Source organism: Marinomonas dokdonensis (assembly GCF_052747885.1).
In genome coordinates this window covers 434473-458080 of the sequence record NZ_JBRAND010000001.1, presented here as the reverse complement: position 1 = coordinate 458080, position 23608 = coordinate 434473, and the positions used below count along the sequence as shown (strand labels likewise).

Genomic DNA, 23608 nt, shown 5'->3' with positions numbered 1-23608 from the left:
GGGCCTTGATTGTTTATACCTACTATTACCACCCCTGTTTGAGTGTTTTATGAGTCAAGAGACAGACAAGTTATATCAGCAAATGTTGGCGTTAATTGAGCAGCTAAATGACTACAGTTATGCCTATCACGTAAAAGATCAACCAAAAGTGCCTGATGCCGAGTACGACCGTTGTTATCTTGAGTTGCAAGCCATAGAACAGCAGCATCCAGAATGGCTGCAAATTAACTCTCCAACTCAGCGGGTGGGTGAAAAACCGGATAATGGTTTTGCTAATGTGGCTCATACTGTGCCCATGCTGTCGTTAGATAATGCCTTTGATAACCCAGCTTTAGAAGATTTTGACCAGCGTATTCGTAAGCTCTTAAATACCGATAAAGTGCAATACTGCTGTGAGCCGAAATTAGATGGGGCAGCCATTAGCTTGCGCTATGAAGACGGTGTTTTGGTGCGAGGTGTGACGAGAGGCGATGGCTTATCGGGGGAAGACATTACCTCCAATATTAAAACCATTCATTCTGTGCCATTAAAACTACGCACTGAAAATCCCCCTGCTGTAGTAGAGGTGCGTGGCGAAATTTATATGCCCAAAGAAGGCTTTGAAAAACTTAACAAACTGGCCCTAGAGAAGGGTGAAAAAATGTTTGTTAATCCGCGCAATGCGGCGGCAGGTAGCTTGCGTCAGCTAGACCCTAAAATTACCGCCGCGCGCCCTTTGGTTATGTGTGCCTACTCCATTGGTTACGCAGAAGGCTGGCAGCAGCCTGCGAGCCATTATGATGGTCTGGTACAGTTGGGCGAGTGGGGGTTTCGAATTAACGATCTGATGATGCAGGTGGAAGGAGCGCAAGCTTGTATCGACTATTACGACAAACTCAATGAGCAAAGGGGCAGTCTGTCGTACGATATTGATGGCATTGTCTATAAAGTGGATCAAATTGCCCTACAAAACCAATTAGGCTTTATTGCTCGTGCGCCCCGTTGGGCTATTGCACGAAAATTTCCAGCCCAAGAGGAAATGACGCAAATAGAAGATGTGGATTTCCAAGTGGGTCGAACTGGCGCGATTACTCCAGTTGCCCGTCTAAAACCCGTTTTTGTTGGCGGTGTTACGGTTTCCAATGCCACTTTGCACAATAAAGATGAAATTGCTCGCCTTGGTATCCAAGTGGGCGACTGGGTTATTGTGCGTCGTGCGGGTGACGTGATTCCGCAAATTGTTCAGGTGTTGACTGAGCGTCGCCCAGAGCAAGCCAAAGCGGTGAGTTTCCCTGATGCCTGTCCTGTGTGTCAGTCAGACTTAGAGCAAGTGGAAGGGGAGGCCGTCATTCGTTGTACTGGAGGCCTAGTGTGTGGCGCTCAACTAAAAGAGTCTCTTAAGCACTTTGTGTCCCGTAAAGCCTTAGACATTGATGGCTTGGGGGATAAACTGATTGAGCAACTGGTGGATCAAGGCTTAGTGAAAACCCCGGTGGATATCTTCACTCTGCATGAGAACAAAGACAGCTTGCTTAATATGGAGCGCATGGGGCAAAAGTCTGTTGAAAAGTTATTGGCCTCAATCGATAAAGCGAAACACACCCAGTACAACCGCTTTGTTTATGCCCTAGGCATTCGCGAGGTAGGAGAGGCTACTGCCCGAGCCTTAACCAAGCATTTTGATGCGCTTGATGAGTTACTGACAGCAAGCCCAGAAGCATTAATAGAAGTGGATGATGTGGGCCCTGTGGTGGCGCAACATGTCAGTCACTTCTTTGCACAAACTCAAAATATCGACACCATTCAAGGCTTGTTAAGCGCAGGGGTTGAGTGGCCGAAAAAACAACAGCTACCCGAAAGTGAGCTGCCTTTGTTGGGCAAAACCTATGTGGTGACAGGTTCACTCAGTCGCTTTAGTCGTGATCAAGTGAAAGACAAGCTTCAGCAGCTAGGGGCGAAAGTCAGTGGTTCGGTGTCCGCCAAAACAGATTGTTTGGTGGCGGGCGAAAAAGCTGGGTCAAAGCTGGCCAAAGCGCAAAGCTTGGATATTCCTATCATGGATGAAGAGGCCGTTATTGCAATGCTCACTGAACTAGGAGCCATTTAATTGGATACTCTAATCCCTTACGACAGCATTAATCCGGATACTCTCATGACCATCTTAGAGGACATAGTAACGCGAGATGGCACAGATTATGGTGATTATGAACTGTCGAGTCAGCAAAAGTGCCAACAAGCTTTAAATAGCTTGAAAGCGGGCGACGCGGTACTCTTATTTGATACGGAGAGTGAAACCATTAAACTGCTCCCGAAAAGTGAATTAGCGGCCTATGATAGCTTTTTAGGCTGAGACATGTTTTATAAGGTATGCAAAATAATCATAAATAACGTCACATGAGTGACCTAAGAGCAATGGAGTGGATTATGTTTAGAAGTTGTATGGTTGGTGTCATGCTGTGTGCATCTTTTGCAAGCCAAGCAGCAGAGGGTGTTTTGTCTATTAAAAGCCAATACTCAGTGCAGGAAACGGCGGATAAGTTTGTAAGCTTAGCGGAATCTAAAGGCCTTAATGTGTTTGGCCGTATTGATCATGGCAAAAACGCTGAGCAAGCGGGCTTGTCTCTTCGACCGACCCAAGTGATTATTTTTGGTAACCCAAAAGTGGGTACGCCATTAATGCAATGCGCCCAAAGTATGGCCATTGATTTACCGCAAAAAGTATTGGTTAGCCAAGATGAAAACCAACAGGTGTGGCTATCTTACAACGACCCGCAGTATTTAAAACAGCGTCATGATATTAAAGGCTGTGACCCAGTGATCGACAAGGTATCACAAGTATTGAGTGGTCTCGCGAAGGCGAGTGTGCAATAAAGTAAGGGACAGCTGAGATAAAAAAAGAGAAAGCCTAATGGCTTTCTCTTTTTTATGAAGGCTACTTTCTGCTTTTAATGAAAGTTATGTATCGCTGCATTCACGTAAGCAGTGATTGATATTATGATCCATCACCAAAGCAGGTTCTTGTTCAGTGTTGTGGCCAACGACTTTAGCCGGAACCCCTGCCACGGTCGTGTGATGTTCAACCGCTTCAAGAACCACACTGCCTGCGCCCACTTTAGCGCCAACCCCCACTTCAATATTGCCCAAGATCTTCGCTCCCGCACCAATCAGTACGCCAGAGCGAATTTTAGGATGACGATCTCCATGCTCTTTCCCTGTACCGCCTAGGGTGACGGATTGTAGGATAGAAACATTGTCTTCAATAACGCAGGTTTCCCCCACCACAAGCCCAGTCGCATGGTCGAGCATGACTCCACCCCCTATGGTGGCTGCTGGGTGAATGTCCACACTGAAGGCCATCGACATCTGGCCTTGCAAGTACAGAGCGAGACTCTTACGGTTATTTTTCCATAGCCAATTCGCTACCCGATAAGTTTGCAGGGCGTGAAAGCCTTTAAAGAAAAGTAACGGTGTAGTGAGTGTCTCGCAAGCCGCATCACGATCTTTAATGGCCACAATGTCTTGCTCGATAAAACTGACAATATTAGAGGCTTCATCGGCCATGGCTTCTTCAAAAACTTCGCGTAGAACCATAGCTGGAATGGAAATGCTGTCGAGCTTACTGGCCAGTAAAAAACTTAATGCAGAACAGAGGCTATCATGGCGTAAAATAGTGGTATTAAAAAAACTTGCTAAGATAGGCTCATCTAGGGCAAGCTTCTGGGCTTCTTGTTGGATACTTTGCCATAATGTACTAGCGGCTGTGACAGGGTTCTTTAGATGACTCAAGAGACTATTTACCTCAGTGGATTTTTGTCTAAGAATGTAGGTTATAAGGATCACAACAAACAATACAAGGGGCAATGTTAATTTTGCTCAATATTTGGAGATGTTATGACTCAAAAAAACGTGGCTGAAGCGTTAAATGTATTTTATGAACTAAAAGCAGCCCTAGAAAACGCTTACTGGGAAACCAATGATATCAATCAGAAAGATCGCTTCTTTTCCATGAAGTCCATGTTGCAGGATGAACTGGATGAGTTGCACAAACTGAGTCTACAAGACCATAGCTACCCCTATGAAGCGATTAACCCAAGTGTGCCGAGACTGAAAATTAGGTTGCAATCTTTGTTGGAAAACCTAGACAGTATTGTTTATCGCCCAGAATCATTCCAGAGTTTGGCAGAGCTTATCCCTAAAACAACCGACCTATTTGATGCTTAATAGCTTGGTCTGGTGGGACGATCAGCACACTCATATTTTGTCGATAAAAGTGTGCATTAATCGTCCTTGATGAACTATTTAAGTCACCTTGTTTTGCTTTAATTGTCTTATCACAAAGCGGGCAGGGTGCAATTTATAAGTAATCTCTTGCTCTAGTGGTGATGGCGTGCCTGCCACTAAATCCGCCAGATAGACCCCACTCAATGGGGTGGAAATTAAGCCTCTCGAGCCATGTCCTAGGTTTAAATACAGCCCCTCATCTTGCTCGCATATATCATCCGTTTGCCATTTGGCATTTCGTGTTAAAGGCTTATAGCTCTCCACCAATTTATGCTGATGAAAGCTAGGGCCCACTATGGGGGCATAATCACTCACAGCGCAACGGAACGAGACTCGACCTTGGCAATCTTCGAGGGCAAAACTGTCTTCAGCCACTTGTAGCATACGGGTCAAAATTTTCAGATTTCTCTGGTGGCCTTCTTCACGTATCGCTTCATCTTGATCATGCAAATCGTAGGTCGCACCAAAATGCAGGGTGTTATCTAGAAGAGGTGAAGCATAGCCTAGTTCACACAATACCTTATCGAGCGTTTGAGCCGTTTCCACACTGGTGGCCTGTGTTTTTAAGTCTGCGCGATTAAAATCAACGAAAGAAACTTGTCCACGAATGGGGTGGATGGGCAGATTAGGGCTAAATTTCAGCTGGTTAGAATCGTTAGCCGTGCACAGAATGACATGAGAAAAGTGCTCTTGCTGCTCAGTTGAGTGAGCCAGCCAACGCTTGGATAAATCCGTGCAAGCCGTTACTTTCTCAAGGTCAGTTAGCTCACGGTTAAGCACAAGACTAATGTTTTCGTGGGCCAGTAATCGTTCGCATAAATCCTTAGGTTTTACCCAGCCGGATAAAGGCAACAATAAACTGCCCGGACGCTCAGGGTATTTTTTAAGTATGTTTTCCGGGTAGAGCTTGGTTTGAATCAGCTTTTCAAACTTATCGGCTTCTTGCGAGTTTTTAGGAATCTGTACTAAACCACATTGTTGCCAAAATGCTTGCCCATCCTCTTTACTTAACTGATTGTACAAGCGGCTGGCGTACAAATAAGCACTGAGATAAAAGCGATTGATTGGCGTGTCTTGAGAAGCTAGCTTAGGGTAAAGCATCCCCTGAGGGTTGCCAGATGCTGCATCTGCTATGCTGCTGGCTTTCTCCCAAACACTGACCTTAAAACCACGCTGAGCGAGTGCGTAGGCCGTATTGGCCCCAGCTAAACCTGAGCCCACGACCAGTACTCTTGGGGTCGTGAGTTCCTCGTTATGGCGAACATTAAACCAAGCTTGTCCTTGCGCCATGCGTTTGGTGGTAGGCTGATCGTCATGGTTTAACTCACCTATGGCCATTTCTCGCTTAATACCAAAGGCTTTTACTTTGCGAACATCAAAACCTACGCTTTGTAAGCCTCTGCGCACAATGCCGGCAGCGGTGAAGGTGGCGAAACTGGTTCCCTTATGGCTTAGGCGTCTTATGTGCTGAAACAATAAATCCGACCACATTTCGGGGTTTTTACTGGGGGCAAAACCATCTAAAAACCACGCATCCACATTGGCGTTTAATTGCTCAAAACCAGTGGCGGCTTCCCCAAACCAAAGGGTCAGTTGGATGCGACCTTCGGCGAGTTCAATACGATGAAAGCCGTGACAAACTTCTGGGTAGGCTTGGATCAAAGCGTCACTGTATGCTTGAAGGGAAGGCCACATGGCCAAGGCTTTAGTTAAAGCCGCTTTGCTTAAGGGGTATTTTTCCACAGAGATAAAATGCAGGGTTTTATCCCCTGGGCTTTGTGCCTCAAAGGCTTGCCAAGCACAGAGAAAATTAAGCCCGGTACCAAAGCCTGTTTCAGCAATCACAAAGTTCGCTTGGGTAAGTTTCTGCCAGCGTTGATAAAGCTGATTGTGCTGCAAAAAAACATAACGGGTTTCTTCTAATCCAGACTCCTTGTCAAAGTACACATCGTCAAATTGACTGGAATGGGGGGCACCGTCTTCGCCCCAGCTTAATGCTGGGGCTGATAGGGAATAACTAGTTAACACGCGTAATGCTCTCGATAACCACAGGTTCACTAGGGACATTTTGATAAGGGCCAACGTTACTTACGGCCACTCCTGCAATACTATCAACCACGTCTAGACCGCTGATAACGTGTCCAAAGGTCGTGTAACCTGCGCCGCCACGTGCACCGTGATTAAGGAAAGGATTATCCACATGGTTTATAAAGAATTGTGAAGTGGCGCTGTCTGGGGCCTGGGTGCGAGCCATAGCAAGCGTACCGCGATTGTTCGCTGGGCTATTGTAGCCTTCATAGGCGATAGGCTGATGAACATCCTTACGGCCTAGGTTGCTATCAAAGCCACCTCCTTGAATCATGAATCCACGAATCACTCGGTGGAAAATCGTGCCTTCATAAAAACCTTCGTCCACGTAGCGCAAGAAGTTAGCAACGGTATTTGGCACAACTTCGTCATACAATTCGACACGAATGTCGCCTTTATTGGTGGTGATATTGACCTCTGTGGCTTGGGCGAATCCACTTAGTGCCAAGAGAGCAGAGCATGTGATTAAAAATTTGCGCATAATAGACTTCCTAGTTAAATCAATTTACTAATAGTATTGGCTGACTTATGGACTGCCAAGTCGTTTTAAATATTTACCGGAGAAATTCCCAGTGCGAACCGCTCAAGTAGAAATCGAATATTGTACCCTATGTCGTTGGATGTTACGCGCTGCGTGGCTGTCTCAAGAATTACTTACCACCTTCGATGATGACATTAAAAGTGTCACGCTATTGCCGACCCAAGGGGGCATTTTTAAGGTGCGAGTCAATGGTGAAGAAATCTGGTGTCGTAAGAAAGAGGAAGGTTTTCCCGAGGCGAAAGTTTTGAAACAACGTATGCGAGATGTTATTGATCCTGAGCGTGATCTTGGTCATTCGGACGTAAAAGCTTAAAGATTAAGCCCTCTTAAGCTAAAGGCGGAGGAGGGCATTAAGTCTCATTAGTTAGGGAAAACTTGTTTAAAAGGTTTCACCTCAACCGACGCGTAGACTCCAGCGCTAACATAAGGGTCTGCGTCCGCCCAAGCCTGTGCTTCTTCTAGGCTGGCAAACTCTGCGACCACTACGCTGCCAGTAAAGCCCGCTTCCCCAGGGTTGTCCGAATCGATCGCTGGGTTTGGTCCTGCCAGTACTAAACGGCCTTGGTCTTGTAGGCTTTGTAATCGTGCTAAATGCTCAGGGCGAGCACCTAGGCGGGCGCTAAGGCTATCTTTGATATCTTGTCCAACAATGGAGTACAGCATGCTTATTCCTTATTCACGGGTAGAAAATCGAATAGTATTTTCATATAAAAACTAATTTATGTATGCTGAGATAATGATAACCACCAATCCTCTTAAAGAACAGCCTACTTTATGCCTGAAACCGAGCGTTACCGAAAAGTCGATTTACATTCACATTCCGTCTGTTCGGATGGCCGTTTAACCCCTACTGAATTAATAGATTTGGCGGTAGAACAACAAGTTAGTCTTTTTTCTCTGACAGACCATGACTCGATTGCTGGGTTAGAAGAGGCAAGACAAAGGGCGCAACAGAAAGGCTTGTCTTTTATTAATGGCGTGGAGCTATCCACCCAGTGGAAAGGCATTCCCTTGCACATGGTAGCGCTGGATTTTGACCTTGATAATCAGGCATTGCAGCAGCTAGTGGCCAACAATCAGCAGGTGCGATTGGATAGAGCGCGCAGCATTGCGGATTTACTCATCAAAAAAGGGTTACCTGATTTATTCGATGAAGCGGTTGAGCTCGCTGGTAAGAGCCAGATAGGTCGCCCCCATTTCGCCAGTTTATTGGTCGAGAAAGGCTTTGTGAAAGATGCTAATAAAGCCTTTGACCGATACTTAGGCAATAAACATCTGGGCAAACTACGAGATGTTTGGCCTGAGCTTGAGACGGTATTAACCGCTTTAGCGGATCAAAATATGGCTCTGGTGTTGGCGCACCCTAAACGTTATCCATTAACCGTCACTAAGCTAAAGCGCTTGCTGGCGGATTTCAAGCAATGGGGCGGCAATGGGATGGAAGTGGCCTCAGGTAATGAGCGACCTGATCATGTGCGCTTGTTGGAGCGGTTGTCCGTAGAATTTGGCTTAAAAGCCTCCGTAGGAAGTGACTACCACGGCCCCTTTGGCCCTTGGATGCAGGTGGGGAAATATACCCAGATTCATGAAACCAGTGTGCAACTGGTATGGCAAGATTGGCATTAGTTCTCCCAGATCGGCATGTAATTTGCGTACTAATAAAGCTTTATACGTTATGATCAGCAGATTGCTTATCAGGAGAGACCTTTCGTGAGCCAGTTTTTTCAAATACACCCAGAAAACCCTCAAACGCGCCTCATTAAACAGGCCGCTGAGGTGATTCGCCAAGGCGGTGTGATTGCCTACCCAACGGATTGTGGATATTCATTAGGTTGTCATTTAGGGGATAAAAGTGCCCTAGAACGCATCCGTGCTATTCGTCGCTTAGACGACAAACATAACTTCACCTTGGTGTGTCGAGATTTGTCGGAAATCTCTACTTACGCACGCTTTGATAACCGCCTTTATCGATTGCTTAAAAACAATACACCAGGGCCTTACACCTTTATTTTTAGCGCCACTTCTGAGGTGCCGAGACGCCTCATGCACCCGAAGCGGAAAACCATCGGCATTCGTATTCCAAATAATCGCATTGTGTCGGCGTTATTAGAGGAATTGGGTGAGCCAATTATGAGTGTTTCGCTGATTCTTCCAGGGGAAAGCGACACCATGACGGACCCTTATGATATTCGTGACACCCTAGAACACGCCCTAGATTTAGTGATAGACGGTGGCTACTGTGGCATTGAACCCACCACAGTGATAAAAATGGAAGCGGATAATATAGAAGTGCTGCGTGAAGGGGCTGGAGATATCTCACCATTTACATGAAATGGGCAATATTCTGGTATTAAGGGCGGCCTTGAGCGCATATAATGTCCCCTTTATAGATATTTAAAATAGGTTGCTGAGAAGCATTCCCCGAAGAGGTTGTAATGGACGAGAAGTTACAAAAAGTTTTAGCGCGAGCGGGTCAAGGTTCCCGTCGTGAAATGGAAACCCGTATCCGTGAAGGCCGTGTATTGGTCAACGGTGAGGTGGCCACCCTAGGTGATCGCGTAAGTTTAACGGATGAAATCCAGTTGGACGGTTACCCTGTGAAGGTAACAGAAGCCGGCGAAGGCCGCCGAGTGATCATTTATAACAAACCAGAGGGCGAGGTATGTACTCGTAAAGACCCAGAAGGTCGTCCTACTGTGTTTGACCGATTGCCTAAGTTACGCGGCGAACGCTGGATAGCAGTAGGCCGATTGGATATTAATACCTCAGGTCTGTTACTTTTCACAACAGACGGTGAGTTAGCCAATCGCTTAATGCACCCATCCACAGAAATTGATAGAGAATATCTTGTGCGCGTCATGGGTGAAGTGACCGAAGAGCACACCACAGCCCTTAAAAAAGGCGTCATGATGGATGACGGCCTTGCCAAGTTTACCGACATTGTTGATGGCGGCGGCGAAGGTATTAACCGTTGGTTCTATGTGTGTCTAATGGAAGGCCGTAACCGTGAAGTACGCCGTTTGTGGGAATCTCAAGGGGTAAAAGTAAACCGCTTGAAACGTGTTCGATTTGGTCCTGTATTCCTACCGTCTAAAGCAAAAGTTGGACGCTGGGTAGAAATGGAAGAGTCTGAAGTAAATTCCCTATGTACCATGGTGGATTTGAAAGTTGCTGCCATTAAACCAAAAACACAGCAGCAAAAGCTGGAAGTGAAGCGTTCTAAGAACAAAACATCTGCGGGTGGTGCTGGTGCTCGTCGCCCTAAAGGGTTTGACTGGCAGAGTAATGATAAACAAGAGTTTAAACCTAAGAAACCGGGCAAAAGATCGTTCCGTTAATTGTTAGTCTAGGTATTTGATAAGTTAGGAGAAGTATTCACATGGTTAGAGGAATAGCCTTTTTCATTGCGCTTTTAGTGGTGGGTTTTTTTGTTTATGTTCACTACTACAACGAGCAACCCAATGATTTAGGCGTCACCGACGGTCTGTTAAAAGCTTGTCCTACTTCACCTAACTGTGTGTCGAGTCAGGCAGAAAGAAGTGATGATGTGCACTATGTTGAGTCGATTATCTATCGAGATAATCGTAAAGATGTGCAATTATCCCTTGAATCCTTTTTGTTAAACCAAGGTAACGCTCGTATTGTGAGCAGCACTTTGGGGTATGTTCACCTGGAAATAAAAAGTAAATACATTGGTTACATAGATGATGTAGAGTTTTATTTACCTGAAGCAGACAGTGTTATTCATGTTCGTTCAGCTTCTAGGGTGGGCTACTCAGATGTAGGTGTAAACCGAGAAAGAGTAGAGCAGGTTAGGGCCTTTCTAACGCAATAATACTGCTGGCGATGATTTTAGACCCAGATAGATGATTAAGGAAGTCTAATGAATTTGGATGAAAAACAGTCAATTTTGATCGTAGAAGACGATGAGCGTCTTGCTTCATTGACTCAAGAATATTTACAAAAAAATGGCTATACAGTGGATATCGAAGCTGATGGTCGTAAAGCAATTACCCGCATCATTGCAGAAAAACCTTCTTTGGTTATTCTGGATCTGATGCTGCCAGGTGCGGATGGCTTTACCGTATGTCGCAATGTACGTAATGACTATCAAGGCCCTATCTTGATGTTAACAGCCAGAAGCGATGATGTAGATCAGATTTTAGGTCTAGAGATTGGTGCGGATGATTATGTGGCCAAACCTGCTAAACCTAGAGTTTTACTTGCTCGTGTGCAGTCTCTATTGCGCCGCAGTAATCAAGACGTAGAAGTGAGCGCTGGCAATAGTAAAGATGAGCCAAACCTAACCTTTGGTAACTTGACGATCGACAGTTCTCGCCGTGAAGCTTGGTTATTGGACGAAGAAGTCGAACTGACCAGTGCTGAATTTGATTTGCTGTGGTTATTGTCTAGCAATGCCGGCCGTACAATGAGTCGAGAAGAAATTTTTGGTGAGTTACGTGGCATTGAATATGACGGTCAAGATCGCTCGGTTGATGTTCGTATTTCTCGTATTCGCTCAAAAATCGGTGATGACCCAATTCATCCTCGCCGTATAAAAACGATTCGTAGCAAAGGTTACCTATTCGTTAAAGAGATATAGTCTTTATGCGAGTGGAAATTTGGCGCTTGTATCGCCACTTAATAATCACCGGCGGCATCATAGCAATTTGTTGTTACATCGCTATGATGCTGTTCGAGCGGCGAATCAATACCATTCGTGTCGAACAGTTATTGTGTGTAGATGCACACGTTAGCTCAACTATGTTGTTATCGGGTATCGAATTTGACGCCCATTTATCACAATTTAGTTGGACTCTTCATACCTCCGAGCCATCTGTGGCTCAGGCCATGCAAAATATCCACACGCATCAGCTAATTGCCCATCTAGAAAATAGCTACCGCTCGATTGTTGGTCCTAAAGAGGCCCCCCTAGTAGAAGGGGAGCTTAACAGTGTTAAAAGCATTCTCTATCTTGAGTCCCTGTTGCTTAAGTTACTTAACTCTAGCGAGCTGAGCTATGCCCAGAAACTGGATTTACTAAGTAAGATACCTTGCGTGACGGTGAGTTTGTTGGAAACACAAACGCCCGATGGTGTCATGAATGCCACATTATCCAGCGGAGCATCAGCGGGTGAGGGAGCCTTCATTTGGTCATCTGAAGGGGTAAGTCATCTAGTTTCTGTGGAGATCTATCACCCCGGTATCTCTTTTAAATACATGGTTGTGTTCGTGGTAGTGATTGCTTTGCTTGCCATGTTGTTGGTGATTTGGCGCGAGCTTTTGGTCTTGGATCGAAAACGCCAAAGTTTTGAAAGCATTACTCGAGAAATTGCCCGTGGTCGCAGTGCGGTAACGGAAGAAGTGGCTGACAGCAGTGGTACGTTGAAAGAGCTGGCCTATTCGTTTGACTCTATGTCCTCCCATATACAGCGCTTATTGAAAGTGCAGCGAGAGATGATAAACGCCATTTCTCATGAGTTGCGCACACCCATCGCTCGCCTGAGATTTGGGCTGGAAGTGTTGAAAGACGATGTAGATGAAGCTGCTGTCACCACCATAGATGGTTTAGAAGGTGACGTCGAAGAGCTTAATACACTCGTGGATGAGGTGCTTACGTACGGTAAGCTTGAAGACGGTTCTTTGGCCCTGCATTTTGCCAGTGTCAGTATCTACCACATAGTGGAAGAGATTCTGGCGCATAATAAAACCTTGCTCCAACACCTTACACTGGAAGTTAACGTTCCTGAAGATGTGAACGTCAATGCCGATGAACACCATTTGCGACGAGCCCTGCAAAATCTTATTTTGAACGCGTCCAAATACGCTTCCAGCAAAATCTCCATCAGCTTCACCTTAGATGAAGAGCGCTGGCAACTGGATATTGAAGATGATGGCCCAGGTATTCCGTTTGAAGACAGAGATAAGGTATTTATCCCCTTCCATCGTTTAGATAACAGTCGTACCCGTGCTTCGGGAGGTTATGGATTAGGCTTAGCGATTGTTCAACGAATTGCTTTTTGGCATGGTGGCGCCGTGCTAATTGATGAAAGTGAGTCTGGCGGTGCCAAATTTAGTCTGATTTGGTCCCGTAAGCAGCATCAAAACTCTGTGTCTTGATGCTGTTATAAGGTTTTAGCTGCGGTTTATAAATCCGCCGCTAAAATCCCTTTCAGATTCTTAAAGCAGGTTTTCGACGCTGTGTTAATCAGGTCGTCCATGTAGGCGTTATTGCGCTGATCTTTGCGAATGGCTAAGTAGAGCTTACACCAAACCCCTTCTTCCCCCAGTGACTTAGTGATGACATATTGGCGATTGGTGTATTCCGTCAGCGCCCAATTTGGCAAACAGCTTACCCCTCGACCACTGGCAATCAGTTGCATCATCATTAAGGTTAATTCGCTATGGCGTATTTTAGCAGGTGACACTCCAGCCGGGGTCAGAAAGTGCTTAAAAATATCCAAGCGTTCGGTTTCTACTGGGTAGGTGATCAAGGTTTCATTGGCAAAATCTTCTGGTGTTAGAAACTCTTTTTTCGCCAGCGGATGATGGCGAGACAAAGCCACTTGAGACTCGTATTGGAACAGGGGAATGTATTCAATGTTAGGCAAATCCTGCGGATCGGAAGTCACCACAAGGTCTAAATCACCCCGTGCAAGGGCCGGTAGGGGCATGAAGTTAAACGCCGTCGATAGGTCGAGTTCTACATCTGGCCAGTGCTCACGGAAATGGTCTATGGTCGGCATCAACCACTCATAACAACTGTGACACTCGATGGCGATGTGTAAGCGGCCACTTTCGCCTTCGGCAAAGCGTTGAATGTCTCTCTGTGCGGAGCGAAATGACAATAATACATCATCAGCTAATTGCAATAAGCGTAACCCTGCACTGGTAAAGCGTACTGGCTTGGTTTTACGGATGAATAAAGGGCAGCCCAGTTTCTCTTCTAAATCTTTGAGTTGGTGGGAAAGGGCAGATTGCGTGAGATGTACACGTTCTGCAGCTTCCACTAAGCTGCCAGTCTCTCTTAGGGCGGTTAGGGTCTTTAGGTGGCGAACTTCAATAATACTCATAATGATTCACTTTACGAGAGTTTCCTTCAATATAGAATCAACAAAAAAGCCCGTAACAGAACATCTTACGGGCTTTTTGAATTATACCTTATTTCGTTAGCAAAAACTCAAGCAAGGCTTTTTGAGCGTGCAAACGGTTTTCTGCTTCATCCCACACGACAGAATCTGGATCATCCATCACTTCAGTGGACACTTCTTCACCACGGTGAGCTGGTAGACAGTGCATAAACAAAGCGTCGTCGTTGGCTTTGTCCATCAGCTGGCGATTTACTTGGAAGCCTTCAAAGTCTTTCATGCGTTGTTCTTGCTCATCTTCTTGCCCCATGGACGCAAACACGTCTGTGACAATCAAATCTGCGCCAACTGCGGCTTCGGTTGCACTGTGTACCATGGTGACACGGTCTTGGTGCGCTTTGAGTAATTCTGCATTGGGCTCATAACCGACAGGGCAGGCCACAACAAGTTGGAAGTCCAATAATGCCGCAGCGTTAATGTAGGAATGACACATGTTGTTACCATCGCCAACCCAAACCACTTTTTTACCTGCTATTGAGCCACGGTGCTCGTGGTAAGTCTGCATGTCTGCTAACAGCTGGCAAGGGTGGAAGTCATCGGTTAGAGCGTTGATCACAGGCACGGAAGAATACTTAGCAAAGGTTTCTACCGTCGCGTGGTCAAAAGTACGAATCATCACCGCGTCCACCATGCTGGAAATTACACGTGCACTGTCTTCGATTGGCTCACCACGGCCTAGTTGGGTGTCCCGTGGGGAAAGAAACAATGCGTGACCACCAAATTGTGCCATACCAGCTTCAAAGGATACTCGTGTACGGGTCGAGGATTTTTCAAAAATCATAGCGAGTACACGATTTTTTAAGGGCTCAAATCGGGTGCCTTCTCGGTGGATTTTCTTCAGCTCAGTGGCGCGTGAAATAAGTTGTTTGAACTCGTCTGAGGAAAGATCTTTGAGAGTAAGAAAATGTCTTGGTGACACCGATAGCTCCTTAAATTAACTTTTGAAAAGGGAATCGACCAATTTAATATACTAGGCCAAGGGAGTAAAGGGGGGATTAAAGAAGAAATTCGTCGCATATGGAAAAATCAGGGTTGTAAATCTATTGCTAAGCCCCATAATCTGATGCAACTTACAAAATATTCTATCGCTTGCCCAGCTAGGCTTAAGTCTTGGGCAACAGACACCCACTATAGTGAGGATTTTACATGAGCACTACTATCGATACGATCAAAGAACAAATCAGCAGTAATGACATTTTGTTGTACATGAAAGGCAACCCTCGCGCACCTCAGTGTGGGTTCTCTTCTCAAGCGGTACAAGCTTTGATGTCATGCGGTGAGCGCTTTGCGTTTGTTAACATTTTGGACAATCCAGATATCCGTGCTGAGCTGCCAAAATTCGCTAACTGGCCAACTTTCCCGCAGTTATGGGTAAAAGGTGAGCTAGTAGGTGGTTGTGACATTATTGTTGAAATGGCCAACAATGGCGAACTACAGACCTTGATTAAAGAAGCGGCAGGTTCTGAAGAAGAATAAGCAAGCTTAAGCTTTCTAAAACGCGCATCAGCCAAGGTTGATGCGCGTTTTTTTTAGCTTTTTGCCTGTAACTCATTCGCCACTTGAATGACCTGTTTACGAAACCAAATGTGGCTGGCATCGTGGTGCAGGAGTGGGCTCCAGATCATTTTGAGTTCTATTTCTGGGATATGGAAGGGAGGCTCGACAATCACTAGGTCTGGATTGTTACGATTCACCATGGCGACTTTTCTTGGCAAGGTGGCAATCAAATCCTGCTCTAAAGATAAGTGCATAGCGGTGTGATAACTGCGAGTAAACACCCGAATGCTGCGAGTTTTTCCCAGTGCCTGTAGGGACTCATCAACCCAGCCAAGCTTTTGCACATCGGTGGGGTCCATGCCCACGCCAATACCAAAGCCTGTTTTACTCACCCAGATATGTTGGGAGCGCAAGTAAGCGTCTAAGTCTAAATTATTTCTAAGAGGGTTTTTTGAACTCATCACACAGACAAAAGTGTCTAGCCAAACATTTTTTTGATGAAAAGACTGGGGGAGTTCTTCAAAGCGGTTGATGGCCATATCAATTTTCCCCGCTTCCACATCGTGAAAGGTCACATCACTTGGGGTCATAATATCCAGCGTTACCCCCGGGGCGTGTTCACGCAAGCGGTTTAGTAAGCTAGGAATGACAGTGGAAGTGGCGTAATCGCTCGCCATGATGCGAAACACTCGGGTACTGGTTTTCTCATTGAAGTCGGCTTCGGGTTGCAAGGCCTCTTCTAGTTCCAGCAAGACTTTACGAACAATGGGCTGTAATCGTAGGGCTTTCTCGGTCGGTTTCATGCCTTCACTGGTGCGAACCAATAGAGGGTCACTGAGTAGGTCCCGTAAGCGCTTTAAGCCATTACTCATAGCGGGTTGGGTAATGTTTAGCTTATTGGCAGAGCGGGTAACATTACATTCCCTAAGCAGCACGTCTAAGTATATGAGTAGATTGAGGTCAATCTTATTAATATTCATAAAGCCTATTTTCTTTTGCTAAGAAATAACTGGGATGAATCAATTGTAGGGGGCTGACGGTAAAGGTCAACCGCCTATCAAGAGTTTATTTCATTGCCAGAGTTTGGGCGGCTAGGGCGGGGTGATTAACTGCTGGCACTGGTTGACAAAAAATTGTGCGTTCTGTGTCAGGGCAGTACTTTTAGGTGTCACGATCAGTAGATTACGGTGTAAGGCTAAGGGCGTTTGGTAAAGCTTGATTAGACCAGAGTTTAGCTCTTGGGAAACCGCCATGCGAGATAAACAGCCCAAGCCCATTTGATGGATGACCGCTTGTTTAACCGCTTCCATGTGGGCTAATGAAAGTACCACATTAAGGTTAGGGATTTTTGCTGCGGTGGCTTGCTCAAGAATATTGCGAGTTCCGGAGCCTGCTTCTCGCATTACCCAATCCGCATCTTGTAGGTCTTGCCATTCCAGTTTTTCATCACGGCTCTCAGTTGCCGAGCCAAATACTACTAGCTCATCTTTCAACCAGGTTTGCGTCATTAGCTCGGCGTGTTGGCAGTAGCCCTCGATAAAACCGACTTCCGCTTTACCTGTGAGTAGTTGTTGAATCACACTTTGGGTATTACCTATGTCCAAATTGAAGCGAATATTTGGGTGCTGCTTTTTAAAATCAGACATTTGTTTTGGCAATAAATAGTTACCAATACTGACACTAGCAGCCAAATGCAGAGAACCGCTTAGTTCATCCGCATTACCCATACTTTCAATTTGTTCTATTTGGCTGAGTACCGCTCTCGCTTGAGGAAGTAGGTGACGCGCTTGAGGGGTTATTTGGAGGCGTTTACCGTGGCGTCTAAATAATGGGCGACCAAGGAGTGCTTCAAGCTCCCGCAACGCCTGACTGGCCGCTGGTTGGCTAATGTGCACCAGATCGGCGGCTGCGGTCACTGAACCTGTGTGGACCACAGCTTCAAAAATTTGTAGTTGTCTAAGTGTGATTCTCATGAAGTCATTGTAGCCGCTTTTTAATTTCTATGAACAGTCTAAAGATCAATAAGTTGTGTTTTATTATGTGAGTCGACTTTAAAGCTTAGGACGAGTCTAAAAAACTTGTTGGGTGGTTAGTAGAATTTGATATTTGCAGTGAAAACGTGCGCTATGATCATAGCTGTGTGCTGAAATGGTGCGAAAGTACGTTAAATTGCAAAAAATAAAAGGTGTATTTTGTGGCTTTTAAAGACATAATGCCCATTCGTTTTTTTGGTACGCATTGTGCTAATAATTTTTAGTATGTGTGGACAAAAGACCATAAAATTTGTTCTGCGCACCGGGCTTTCAAAAGAAGCTAGCGTATAAACCGCCACCTTAATCAAGAGTTAAGTTGGCCATGTGAAGGACTTGTTATGAATATTACCCATCGTTGGCTGTCGATTGTCGAGGGCTGTCTGCTTGTAGCTTTAGGGCTGCATATTCTAAATGCTGCTGGTTTATTGATTAGTGGTACTGCTGGAATCGGTATGATTCTGGGCAAATTTACCGACCTTTCTTTTGGTCAATTATTCTTCATTCTTAATATGCCATTTTACATATTGGCTTGGCGTGCTCTAGGGAAATCTTTTGCTTGGCGAACCTTCGTTAGCATTAGCTTGCTATCTGGCTTGTCTGAGCTGATGCGCTTCTACATTCATTTGACTATAGACCCAATTTTGTCAGGTATCTTAGGTGGCATGTTAGTGGGGTTTGGCTTGATTATTTTATTCCGCCACAACGCTTCTTTAGGGGGGCTTAATATTTTAGCGGTTTATTTGGAGCGTCGTTTTGGATTTCATGCGGGCAAGACTACGTTAATTGCCGATCTCGGTGTGTTAGTGGCGGCTATTACCGTGTTGGACTTGAGTCATTTACTTTATTCCTTATTGGCCTTCTTGTTATTGAGCTCTGTTGTGGGACGTTATCACCGACCACCTAAATGGGCGCAAGTACCTAAAGCCAATGAAGCGAGCAGCTGAGGCTCGCTTCGAGGTCAGTGCAGAAAACTATTTGTTAAAGCGTGACTGACCTTTTTTGATTAAAGACACCATCATTAGGATGGCTAACGCTAGGCCGCAACTCAGGATTAGCCATTGAGGCAGCAGCTCATGCTCGGGTCCAATTTGAGGCATGACGGAAAAACCAAATGTCGTCACCAGAAAGTCCGTTAAAAATCCAAATAGTAAAGCGCCGCCGAGCACACCAGCTAAATATCCTCCTAGTGCTCGTTTGCCCAATTCTTTTGATACTACTCCTAGTGTTGCAATATTAGTGGCAGGGCCTGCCAACATGAAAACCAACACCGCGCCTGGTGCAACCCCGGCAATTAATAAACCTGCGGCAATTGGGGTGGAGGCTGTGGCACAAATGTACATAGGGATCGAAATGATCACCATGACCAACATGGCTAACAAACCGTTCCCCCAGGACGCCAGAAAGTCATCTGGTACATAGGTTTGCACCAAGGCTGCGAAACTCAAGCCAATTAAAAGCCACACAGCGGTATCATCAATAAGTTCCGTCGCACTATAGCGAAGCCCAGTGACCATTTTGCCTAAAAAGCCAGATTGCTTTTGTGAGTCCTCAGTTTTTTTAGACTGCCCACAAGTCGATACCGGTTTTGCTGCATCGCCTTGGGTGCTTGAGCAACATGAGCCTTGGGAAGCGGTTGGTGCTGGTGGCTCAGGTGCTGCTTTAGTAGAGCAACAGGCCGATTTCTGAGTGACTTGTACGGGAGCTTGAGTTGCGCAGCAAGAAGCTTTTTCACTGACTGGTGGTTTAGGTTCGGATTTTGAGCAGCAGCTTGATGATCCTTTGGTTGCATTCTCTGTGGCGAGTTTGCTGTTTCTGCTGTCCTCCCTGCCCACTAGCAGTCCTGCCAGAATCGCACTGAAAATTGCCGCTACGGGACGAATCACAGCCATGAAGGGGCCAAGTAAGACATAGGATACGGAAATCGAATCTATGCCTGTTTCTGGGGTGGATACCATAAAAGAGGTTGTTGCGGAGCGAGAGGCGCCAGAGCGACGTAAACCTATGGCGGCAGGAATGACACCGCAGGAACATAAGGGCAGTGGTGCGCCGAGTAATGCCGCTTTAATGGTTGTTGTTAAACCGTGACCACCAAGTTGCTTGTTCATCCAACTCATGGAAATGAACATTTTAAGCATGCCTGCTAATACCAGACCGACAATGAGCCAGGGCGCGGATTCAAGAAACAAATCGAGAAAATTATTCAGCAACGACATCTTGTTGCTCCTTGATTTCATGGGAGTGATTTTCTGAACGTACCTTGGTTTCGCCAGTTTCCAAGGCTTCTAGAATAGTGCAATGAACCGCGCTTACATTACCGCCGCAACAGGCATCCGATAATCTCTGTAGAGACAGTTGAAAGGCTTGTAGCTCAGCGATTTTTTCTTCCACTGCTAGGCGTTTATGGTCCACTAGGGTTTTCACATCGGCACAAGCGTTATTGGCTTTATCAATCTCGATCGACAGCAATTCTTGTATTTCTTTTAAGCTGAAGCCAACCGCTTTGGCCCTTAGGATAAAAGACAGGGTTTGCTTGTCTTGCTCGGTATACAAGCGATAGCCAGCCCCAGAGCGTTCGCTAGGAACCAATAGCTGGTTTTTTTCGTAAAAGCGCAAAGTGTCCTGATTGATATCAAAGTGCTTTGCTAATTCTCCGATACGGTACATACCATACCTCGTAGTTTTGGTTTCAAGATGGAAGAAGTATAAACCTTAGAGATAACTCCAAGGTCAAGGGTTTTTCTTTGGGAAAAGCTCAATTAGGCCATTAAATTTTATTCATGATGACGGGTGGCGTATCAATTTGACTTGCAAGGGGGGCAAAGATACTGTCAAACAAGACAAAGCCTAGGCAAAAACTCTACAATAGCAGGTTATGAATAGGCTCTTACGCCTCCCACCATTTAAGAAAGGTTTAGCAATGCAGAGCTTAGCCCATAGCAATTTTCCATTTACGGCCGTCGCTGGGCAGGAGCCGTTAAAACTGGCTTTAATTCTATGTGCCATTAACCCAACAATTGGCGGTGTGTTGATCAGTGGCCCAAGAGGCTCTGCCAAATCCACACTGGCAAGAGGGCTGGCTGGGGTGATGCCAGCTTTGCAAGGGGATCAAAATGTGCCCTTTGCCACCTTACCCTTAGGAGCCAGTGAAGATCGTTTATTGGGCGCACTGGATTTAGAACAGGTTTTACAAGAAAAGCAGGTAGTTTTTAAGCCAGGTTTGTTAAGTCAGGCTCACGGGGGCGTGCTGTATGTGGATGAGGTGAATCTTTTAACCGATCATTTGGTGGATCAGCTATTGGATGTTTCCGCCAGTGGTGTCAACCGTATTGAACGTGATGGGATGAGCCATCAGCATGATGCTCGTTTTTTGTTAGTGGGCACAATGAACCCAGATGAAGGGGAATTAAGACCACAATTACAAGACCGTTTTGGCCTGATGGTAGAGCTTTACAATCAATACAGTTTGGAAGAAAGGGTGCAGATTGTCCGTTTAAGAGACGAGTATGATCAAGACCCACAAGCTTTCTGTGAAGCTTTCAAATACAAGCAGAAAAACCTCAAAACCAGTATCCGCCAAGCCAGAGAGGTTTTGCTACAGGTTCGCTGTAGTGATGATTTACGTTTAGAGGTTGCCAAGCGTTGTCAGCAAGCTCGAGTGGATGGGGTGCGGGGCGATATTGTATGGGTGCGTGCGGCGATGGCTCATGCGGCGTGGCGCGGTGATAAACAAGTGTTAGAAGAAGACGTCCAAGCTGTCGAAGAACTGGTACTGGCTCACCGTCGTCAGCAGCAGGCACCACCGTCTCCTCCAACTAACCCACCGTCTCGTAGGCCGCCGTCTCCTCAATCAAAGCCACTTGAAGGCCAAGCTGAAAGCCAAACTACACAGGGAGAATCGGAGCAAAAAACCTCTGCGGGGGAGTGGGGAGCCATGCCACCACAAGCTCAAGAGACGAGTGCTGCTATTCGTGTAAAAACCGATGCCTCGAAAGCTCAAGGAAAATCATCTTTTTCCAAAGTCATTGCGGGCGGTAAAGCAAAAGGCCCCCATGAGGGCGGTAATATTGACGCACAATCAAGCGGTGAAGGGATTGATTGGTTCCGTAGTTTGATTAAACAACCCCAAGAATGGCCACCAAAGCATCTGGTTCATAAACGAGATAAAACCGGCCAGAGTTGTTTGCATCTGGTGTTAGTGGATACCTCCTCGTCCACCCTGAGCCAAGGTAGCTTTGGTTATGCGAAAGGGGTGATTTTAGACATAGCCGAACGCGCGTATTTAGCTCGGGAACAGATTAGTATTTTAGGCTTTGGCCAAGAAGGGGTCACTTCTGTACTGCCGCAAGTGAGAGCCCCAAAAGAAATCACTGCACTGTTGGATAATTTACAAGCGGGCGGTGGTACGCCTTTTCGAGTGGCCATCGACAAAGCCAGCCAGTATTTGCAACAGCAACACCAACGTAACCCAGGCTTACAAAGTCATACCTACATTTTAACGGACGGCCGTACTCAGGCGGACGTGTCTGATTTTGCCATTGGGCAACGTTCTTTGTTGGGAAATAGAGTGCTGATAGACACGGAACATGCCCAGATTAAACGTGGCCGTGGTGAAGAAATTGCTCAACAGCTTGGGGCGGAATACGTTTTACTAACTTCGATATTAGAGACAGGTTTATGACAGTAACAAGAGTCGAGTGCCCGGCGCTTTTTTTAACCGCTCCGGCCTCAAATCAGGGTAAAACCACCATCACTGCAGCTTTGGCGCGTTACTTTACAGAGCAAGGTAATGTGGTGCGTGTTTTTAAAACTGGCCCAGATTATCTTGACCCACAGATTCTAGCGCAAGCCTCCAAACAGCCAGTCGAGCAGCTGGATATTTGGATGGCAGGAGAAGACTACTGCCAGCAAAGGCTTTTTTTGGCGGCGCAAGAGGCAGACCTTATCTTGGTTGAAGGCGCTATGGGGATGTTTGATGGAGAGCCTTCCAGTGCAGACCTAGCCGCGCGTTTTGGTATTCCCATGGCCATCGTCATGGATGTGAAAGGTATGGCGCAAACCGCTGCCGCTTTAGCAGCTGGCTTAGCAAGCTTTAGATCGGACGTAGATGTAGCAGGCTTAATTGCTAACCGATGTGGAAGCGAACGTCACGCTGAGTTAATACGAGATGCCTTGCCTGAAAGTCTGCCCTTATTAGCCAGCTTAAAAAGGGATGAGCAGATTGTTTTACCTGAGCGTCACCTTGGCTTGGTGCAAGCAGATGAAGTGGCAGATGAACTGGAAGAGCGTTTTAGCGCCGCGGTAGATTGGTTACAACAAAGCAATGACTGCGCCCTGCTTAGCTTACCCAAAGCGGTGACCTTTTCAGCCAGCGATACCGAGACACCAATAGAAGAGATAGAACCTTTACTGGCGAATAAAACCATAGCCGTCGCCAAAGATGCTGCGTTCAGCTTTATTTATGATGCCAACATTAAAGCCCTACAAAGTTTAGGGGCCAGCATAGTGTATTTCTCGCCCCTTAAAGACAATAGCTTACCCAATGCCGACGCTCTGTGGTTGCCCGGTGGTTACCCCGAATTGCATGCTAAGGCCTTGTCCGAAAACCTTAGTATGCGCCAAGCCATCATGGATTTTCATCACACTGGGAAAGCCATTTTGGCAGAATGCGGTGGCCTTTTATACAGTTTGCAAAGCCTAACGGACTTACAAGAAGTGTGTTATCCGATGACGGGAATCTTGGCAGGTCAAGGGGCTATGCGAGGTAAGCGTGGCTGTCAGGGGATGCAAACCGCAGCTTTGCCACAAGGGGATATACGTGGCCATGCCCATCATAGGTCTCGCAGTGATAATACCCCGACACCCGTGGCGTTTGGCCGTCGTCAAAGACACCCAGCCCCCGGCGAAGCGATTTATCAAGAAAAGGGCCTAACGGCTACCTATTTGCACTTATTCTTCCCTTCGAATCTTGCTGCAACGGCGCAGGTATTTCTGCCTCAAGGGGCACAAGAAACCCTCATGGCAGATGCAGGGTAGAGGCAAAA

25 protein-coding genes are annotated in these 23608 nt (G+C 46.2%); 15 read left to right on the top strand and 10 right to left on the bottom strand.

Translation table 11 applies throughout. The features are described 5' to 3' along the window. Window positions 1-49: 49 nt before the first annotated feature. The 3 genes from ligA (at window position 50) to ACUM5Y_RS02145 (ending at window position 2850) form a co-directional block, all read left to right on the top strand. Window positions 50-2086 (top strand): NAD-dependent DNA ligase LigA, encoded by a 2037-nt coding sequence (gene ligA, locus ACUM5Y_RS02155; RefSeq protein ID WP_445975202.1) that lies wholly within the window; start codon window positions 50-52, stop codon window positions 2084-2086. After that, window positions 2087-2329, top strand: coding sequence for a YheU family protein (locus ACUM5Y_RS02150; protein WP_445975201.1), 243 nt, complete (start codon window positions 2087-2089; stop codon window positions 2327-2329). It abuts the gene before it with no gap. 74 nt (window positions 2330-2403) lie between these two features. Beyond that, window positions 2404-2850 carry a DUF302 domain-containing protein gene (locus ACUM5Y_RS02145; protein WP_445975200.1) on the top strand — a complete coding sequence of 149 codons (447 nt, stop codon included), beginning with the start codon at window positions 2404-2406 and terminating at the stop codon, window positions 2848-2850. A gap of 84 nt (window positions 2851-2934) precedes the next feature. On the opposite strand, the gene cysE is transcribed toward ACUM5Y_RS02145, so the two are convergent. Then, window positions 2935-3765 (bottom strand): serine O-acetyltransferase, encoded by an 831-nt coding sequence (cysE, locus tag ACUM5Y_RS02140; RefSeq protein ID WP_445975199.1) that lies wholly within the window; start codon window positions 3763-3765, stop codon window positions 2935-2937. A gap of 105 nt (window positions 3766-3870) precedes the next feature. Here cysE and ACUM5Y_RS02135 point away from each other — a divergent pair, with 105 nt between their 5' ends. Continuing rightward, window positions 3871-4200, top strand: coding sequence for a hypothetical protein (locus tag ACUM5Y_RS02135; protein WP_445975198.1), 330 nt, complete (start codon window positions 3871-3873; stop codon window positions 4198-4200). A 78-nt stretch (window positions 4201-4278) separates the two neighbouring features. On the opposite strand, the gene mnmC is transcribed toward ACUM5Y_RS02135, so the two are convergent. Further along, complete coding sequence (gene mnmC, locus ACUM5Y_RS02130; protein WP_445975197.1) at window positions 4279-6288, bottom strand: bifunctional tRNA (5-methylaminomethyl-2-thiouridine)(34)-methyltransferase MnmC2/FAD-dependent 5-carboxymethylaminomethyl-2-thiouridine(34) oxidoreductase MnmC1; 2010 nt, start codon at window positions 6286-6288, stop codon at window positions 4279-4281. Beyond that, window positions 6278-6829 carry a peptidylprolyl isomerase gene (locus ACUM5Y_RS02125; RefSeq protein ID WP_445975196.1) on the bottom strand — a complete coding sequence of 184 codons (552 nt, stop codon included), beginning with the start codon at window positions 6827-6829 and terminating at the stop codon, window positions 6278-6280. Before ACUM5Y_RS02125 ends, mnmC begins: the two co-directional genes overlap by 11 nt. Before the next feature lie 91 nt (window positions 6830-6920). On the opposite strand from ACUM5Y_RS02125, the gene ACUM5Y_RS02120 reads away from it, so the two are divergent. Continuing rightward, entirely contained in the window at window positions 6921-7202 is a 282-nt protein-coding gene (locus ACUM5Y_RS02120; RefSeq protein WP_445975195.1) for an Rdx family protein, read from the top strand. Window positions 7203-7249: 47 nt separating this feature from the next. On the opposite strand, the gene ACUM5Y_RS02115 is transcribed toward ACUM5Y_RS02120, so the two are convergent. After that, entirely contained in the window at window positions 7250-7552 is a 303-nt protein-coding gene (locus ACUM5Y_RS02115; RefSeq protein ID WP_445975194.1) for a YciI family protein, read from the bottom strand. Window positions 7553-7663: 111 nt separating this feature from the next. Between ACUM5Y_RS02115 and ACUM5Y_RS02110 the strand changes: the two genes are divergently transcribed. The 6 genes from ACUM5Y_RS02110 to ACUM5Y_RS02085 all read left to right on the top strand — a co-directional run bounded on the left by ACUM5Y_RS02110 (window position 7664) and on the right by ACUM5Y_RS02085 (window position 13009). After that, window positions 7664-8515 (top strand): PHP domain-containing protein, encoded by an 852-nt coding sequence (locus tag ACUM5Y_RS02110; protein WP_445975193.1) that lies wholly within the window; start codon window positions 7664-7666, stop codon window positions 8513-8515. Between the two features lie 84 nt (window positions 8516-8599). Next, window positions 8600-9220, top strand: a complete 621-nt coding sequence (locus ACUM5Y_RS02105) for an L-threonylcarbamoyladenylate synthase (RefSeq protein WP_445975192.1) — start codon at window positions 8600-8602, stop codon at window positions 9218-9220. Between the two features lie 104 nt (window positions 9221-9324). Beyond that, window positions 9325-10227: a 23S rRNA pseudouridine(2605) synthase RluB gene (gene rluB / locus ACUM5Y_RS02100; protein WP_445975191.1), complete on the top strand. Its 903-nt coding sequence runs from the start codon at window positions 9325-9327 to the stop codon at window positions 10225-10227. Between the two features lie 41 nt (window positions 10228-10268). Further along, window positions 10269-10724 carry a DUF1499 domain-containing protein gene (locus ACUM5Y_RS02095; protein ID WP_445975190.1) on the top strand — a complete coding sequence of 152 codons (456 nt, stop codon included), beginning with the start codon at window positions 10269-10271 and terminating at the stop codon, window positions 10722-10724. A gap of 48 nt (window positions 10725-10772) precedes the next feature. Further along, the gene (locus ACUM5Y_RS02090; RefSeq protein WP_445975189.1) at window positions 10773-11492 is read left to right on the top strand and encodes a response regulator; all 720 of its coding nucleotides are present in this window, start codon (window positions 10773-10775) and stop codon (window positions 11490-11492) included. A 5-nt stretch (window positions 11493-11497) separates the two neighbouring features. Next, window positions 11498-13009, top strand: coding sequence for an ATP-binding protein (locus ACUM5Y_RS02085; RefSeq protein WP_445975188.1), 1512 nt, complete (start codon window positions 11498-11500; stop codon window positions 13007-13009). Between the two features lie 26 nt (window positions 13010-13035). Here the strand turns inward: ACUM5Y_RS02085 and ACUM5Y_RS02080 are convergent, their stop codons facing one another. Together ACUM5Y_RS02080 and argF are read right to left on the bottom strand one after the other, a co-directional pair. After that, window positions 13036-13962, bottom strand: a complete 927-nt coding sequence (locus tag ACUM5Y_RS02080) for a LysR family transcriptional regulator (RefSeq protein WP_445975187.1) — start codon at window positions 13960-13962, stop codon at window positions 13036-13038. 88 nt (window positions 13963-14050) lie between these two features. After that, window positions 14051-14956: an ornithine carbamoyltransferase gene (argF, locus tag ACUM5Y_RS02075; RefSeq protein ID WP_445975186.1), complete on the bottom strand. Its 906-nt coding sequence runs from the start codon at window positions 14954-14956 to the stop codon at window positions 14051-14053. A 227-nt stretch (window positions 14957-15183) separates the two neighbouring features. Between argF and grxD the strand changes: the two genes are divergently transcribed. Then, a complete protein-coding gene (gene grxD / locus ACUM5Y_RS02070) occupies window positions 15184-15513 on the top strand; it encodes a Grx4 family monothiol glutaredoxin (RefSeq protein WP_445975185.1) in 330 nt (109 codons plus the stop codon). 53 nt (window positions 15514-15566) lie between these two features. Here grxD and ACUM5Y_RS02065 read toward each other — a convergent pair whose 3' ends face one another. After that, window positions 15567-16514, bottom strand: a complete 948-nt coding sequence (locus ACUM5Y_RS02065; RefSeq protein ID WP_445975184.1) for a LysR family transcriptional regulator — start codon at window positions 16512-16514, stop codon at window positions 15567-15569. Window positions 16515-16625: 111 nt separating this feature from the next. Beyond that, the gene (locus tag ACUM5Y_RS02060) at window positions 16626-17507 is read right to left on the bottom strand and encodes a LysR substrate-binding domain-containing protein (protein ID WP_445975183.1); all 882 of its coding nucleotides are present in this window, start codon (window positions 17505-17507) and stop codon (window positions 16626-16628) included. 398 nt (window positions 17508-17905) lie between these two features. Here ACUM5Y_RS02060 and ACUM5Y_RS02055 point away from each other — a divergent pair, with 398 nt between their 5' ends. Further along, window positions 17906-18511: a YitT family protein gene (locus ACUM5Y_RS02055; RefSeq protein ID WP_445975182.1), complete on the top strand. Its 606-nt coding sequence runs from the start codon at window positions 17906-17908 to the stop codon at window positions 18509-18511. A gap of 27 nt (window positions 18512-18538) precedes the next feature. Here ACUM5Y_RS02055 and ACUM5Y_RS02050 read toward each other — a convergent pair whose 3' ends face one another. Together ACUM5Y_RS02050 and zntR are read right to left on the bottom strand one after the other, a co-directional pair. Next, window positions 18539-19780 carry an SO_0444 family Cu/Zn efflux transporter gene (locus ACUM5Y_RS02050; protein WP_445975181.1) on the bottom strand — a complete coding sequence of 414 codons (1242 nt, stop codon included), beginning with the start codon at window positions 19778-19780 and terminating at the stop codon, window positions 18539-18541. Beyond that, on the bottom strand, window positions 19764-20231 hold the full coding sequence (gene zntR / locus ACUM5Y_RS02045; protein WP_445975180.1) for a Zn(2+)-responsive transcriptional regulator: 468 nt from the start codon (window positions 20229-20231) through the stop codon (window positions 19764-19766). The genes ACUM5Y_RS02050 and zntR overlap by 17 nt, the downstream gene beginning before the upstream one ends. Window positions 20232-20484: 253 nt before the next feature. Here zntR and ACUM5Y_RS02040 point away from each other — a divergent pair, with 253 nt between their 5' ends. Together ACUM5Y_RS02040 and ACUM5Y_RS02035 are read left to right on the top strand one after the other, a co-directional pair. After that, window positions 20485-22245, top strand: a complete 1761-nt coding sequence (locus ACUM5Y_RS02040) for an ATP-binding protein (RefSeq protein ID WP_445975179.1) — start codon at window positions 20485-20487, stop codon at window positions 22243-22245. Then, the gene (locus ACUM5Y_RS02035; RefSeq protein ID WP_445975178.1) at window positions 22242-23600 is read left to right on the top strand and encodes a cobyrinic acid a,c-diamide synthase CobB; all 1359 of its coding nucleotides are present in this window, start codon (window positions 22242-22244) and stop codon (window positions 23598-23600) included. Before ACUM5Y_RS02040 ends, ACUM5Y_RS02035 begins: the two co-directional genes overlap by 4 nt. Window positions 23601-23608 lie beyond the last annotated feature (8 nt).

What these genes read in the sequence shown, in the direction of transcription:
- ligA (WP_445975202.1), top strand. Translation starts at nt 50, where the DNA reads ATGAGTCAAGAGACAGACAAGTTATATCAGCAAATGTTGGCGTTAATT.
- ACUM5Y_RS02145 (WP_445975200.1), top strand. Translation starts at nt 2,404, where the DNA reads ATGTTTAGAAGTTGTATGGTTGGTGTCATGCTGTGTGCATCTTTTGCA.
- ACUM5Y_RS02135 (WP_445975198.1), top strand. Translation starts at nt 3,871, where the DNA reads ATGACTCAAAAAAACGTGGCTGAAGCGTTAAATGTATTTTATGAACTA.
- ACUM5Y_RS02125 (WP_445975196.1), bottom strand. Translation starts at nt 6,829, where the DNA reads ATGCGCAAATTTTTAATCACATGCTCTGCTCTCTTGGCACTAAGTGGA.
- ACUM5Y_RS02115 (WP_445975194.1), bottom strand. Translation starts at nt 7,552, where the DNA reads ATGCTGTACTCCATTGTTGGACAAGATATCAAAGATAGCCTTAGCGCC.
- ACUM5Y_RS02110 (WP_445975193.1), top strand. Translation starts at nt 7,664, where the DNA reads ATGCCTGAAACCGAGCGTTACCGAAAAGTCGATTTACATTCACATTCC.
- rluB (WP_445975191.1), top strand. Translation starts at nt 9,325, where the DNA reads ATGGACGAGAAGTTACAAAAAGTTTTAGCGCGAGCGGGTCAAGGTTCC.
- ACUM5Y_RS02095 (WP_445975190.1), top strand. Translation starts at nt 10,269, where the DNA reads ATGGTTAGAGGAATAGCCTTTTTCATTGCGCTTTTAGTGGTGGGTTTT.
- ACUM5Y_RS02090 (WP_445975189.1), top strand. Translation starts at nt 10,773, where the DNA reads ATGAATTTGGATGAAAAACAGTCAATTTTGATCGTAGAAGACGATGAG.
- ACUM5Y_RS02085 (WP_445975188.1), top strand. Translation starts at nt 11,498, where the DNA reads ATGCGAGTGGAAATTTGGCGCTTGTATCGCCACTTAATAATCACCGGC.
- ACUM5Y_RS02080 (WP_445975187.1), bottom strand. Translation starts at nt 13,962, where the DNA reads ATGAGTATTATTGAAGTTCGCCACCTAAAGACCCTAACCGCCCTAAGA.
- grxD (WP_445975185.1), top strand. Translation starts at nt 15,184, where the DNA reads ATGAGCACTACTATCGATACGATCAAAGAACAAATCAGCAGTAATGAC.
- ACUM5Y_RS02065 (WP_445975184.1), bottom strand. Translation starts at nt 16,514, where the DNA reads ATGAATATTAATAAGATTGACCTCAATCTACTCATATACTTAGACGTG.
- ACUM5Y_RS02060 (WP_445975183.1), bottom strand. Translation starts at nt 17,507, where the DNA reads ATGAGAATCACACTTAGACAACTACAAATTTTTGAAGCTGTGGTCCAC.
- ACUM5Y_RS02055 (WP_445975182.1), top strand. Translation starts at nt 17,906, where the DNA reads ATGAATATTACCCATCGTTGGCTGTCGATTGTCGAGGGCTGTCTGCTT.
- ACUM5Y_RS02050 (WP_445975181.1), bottom strand. Translation starts at nt 19,780, where the DNA reads ATGTCGTTGCTGAATAATTTTCTCGATTTGTTTCTTGAATCCGCGCCC.
- zntR (WP_445975180.1), bottom strand. Translation starts at nt 20,231, where the DNA reads ATGTACCGTATCGGAGAATTAGCAAAGCACTTTGATATCAATCAGGAC.
- ACUM5Y_RS02040 (WP_445975179.1), top strand. Translation starts at nt 20,485, where the DNA reads ATGCAGAGCTTAGCCCATAGCAATTTTCCATTTACGGCCGTCGCTGGG.
- ACUM5Y_RS02035 (WP_445975178.1), top strand. Translation starts at nt 22,242, where the DNA reads ATGACAGTAACAAGAGTCGAGTGCCCGGCGCTTTTTTTAACCGCTCCG.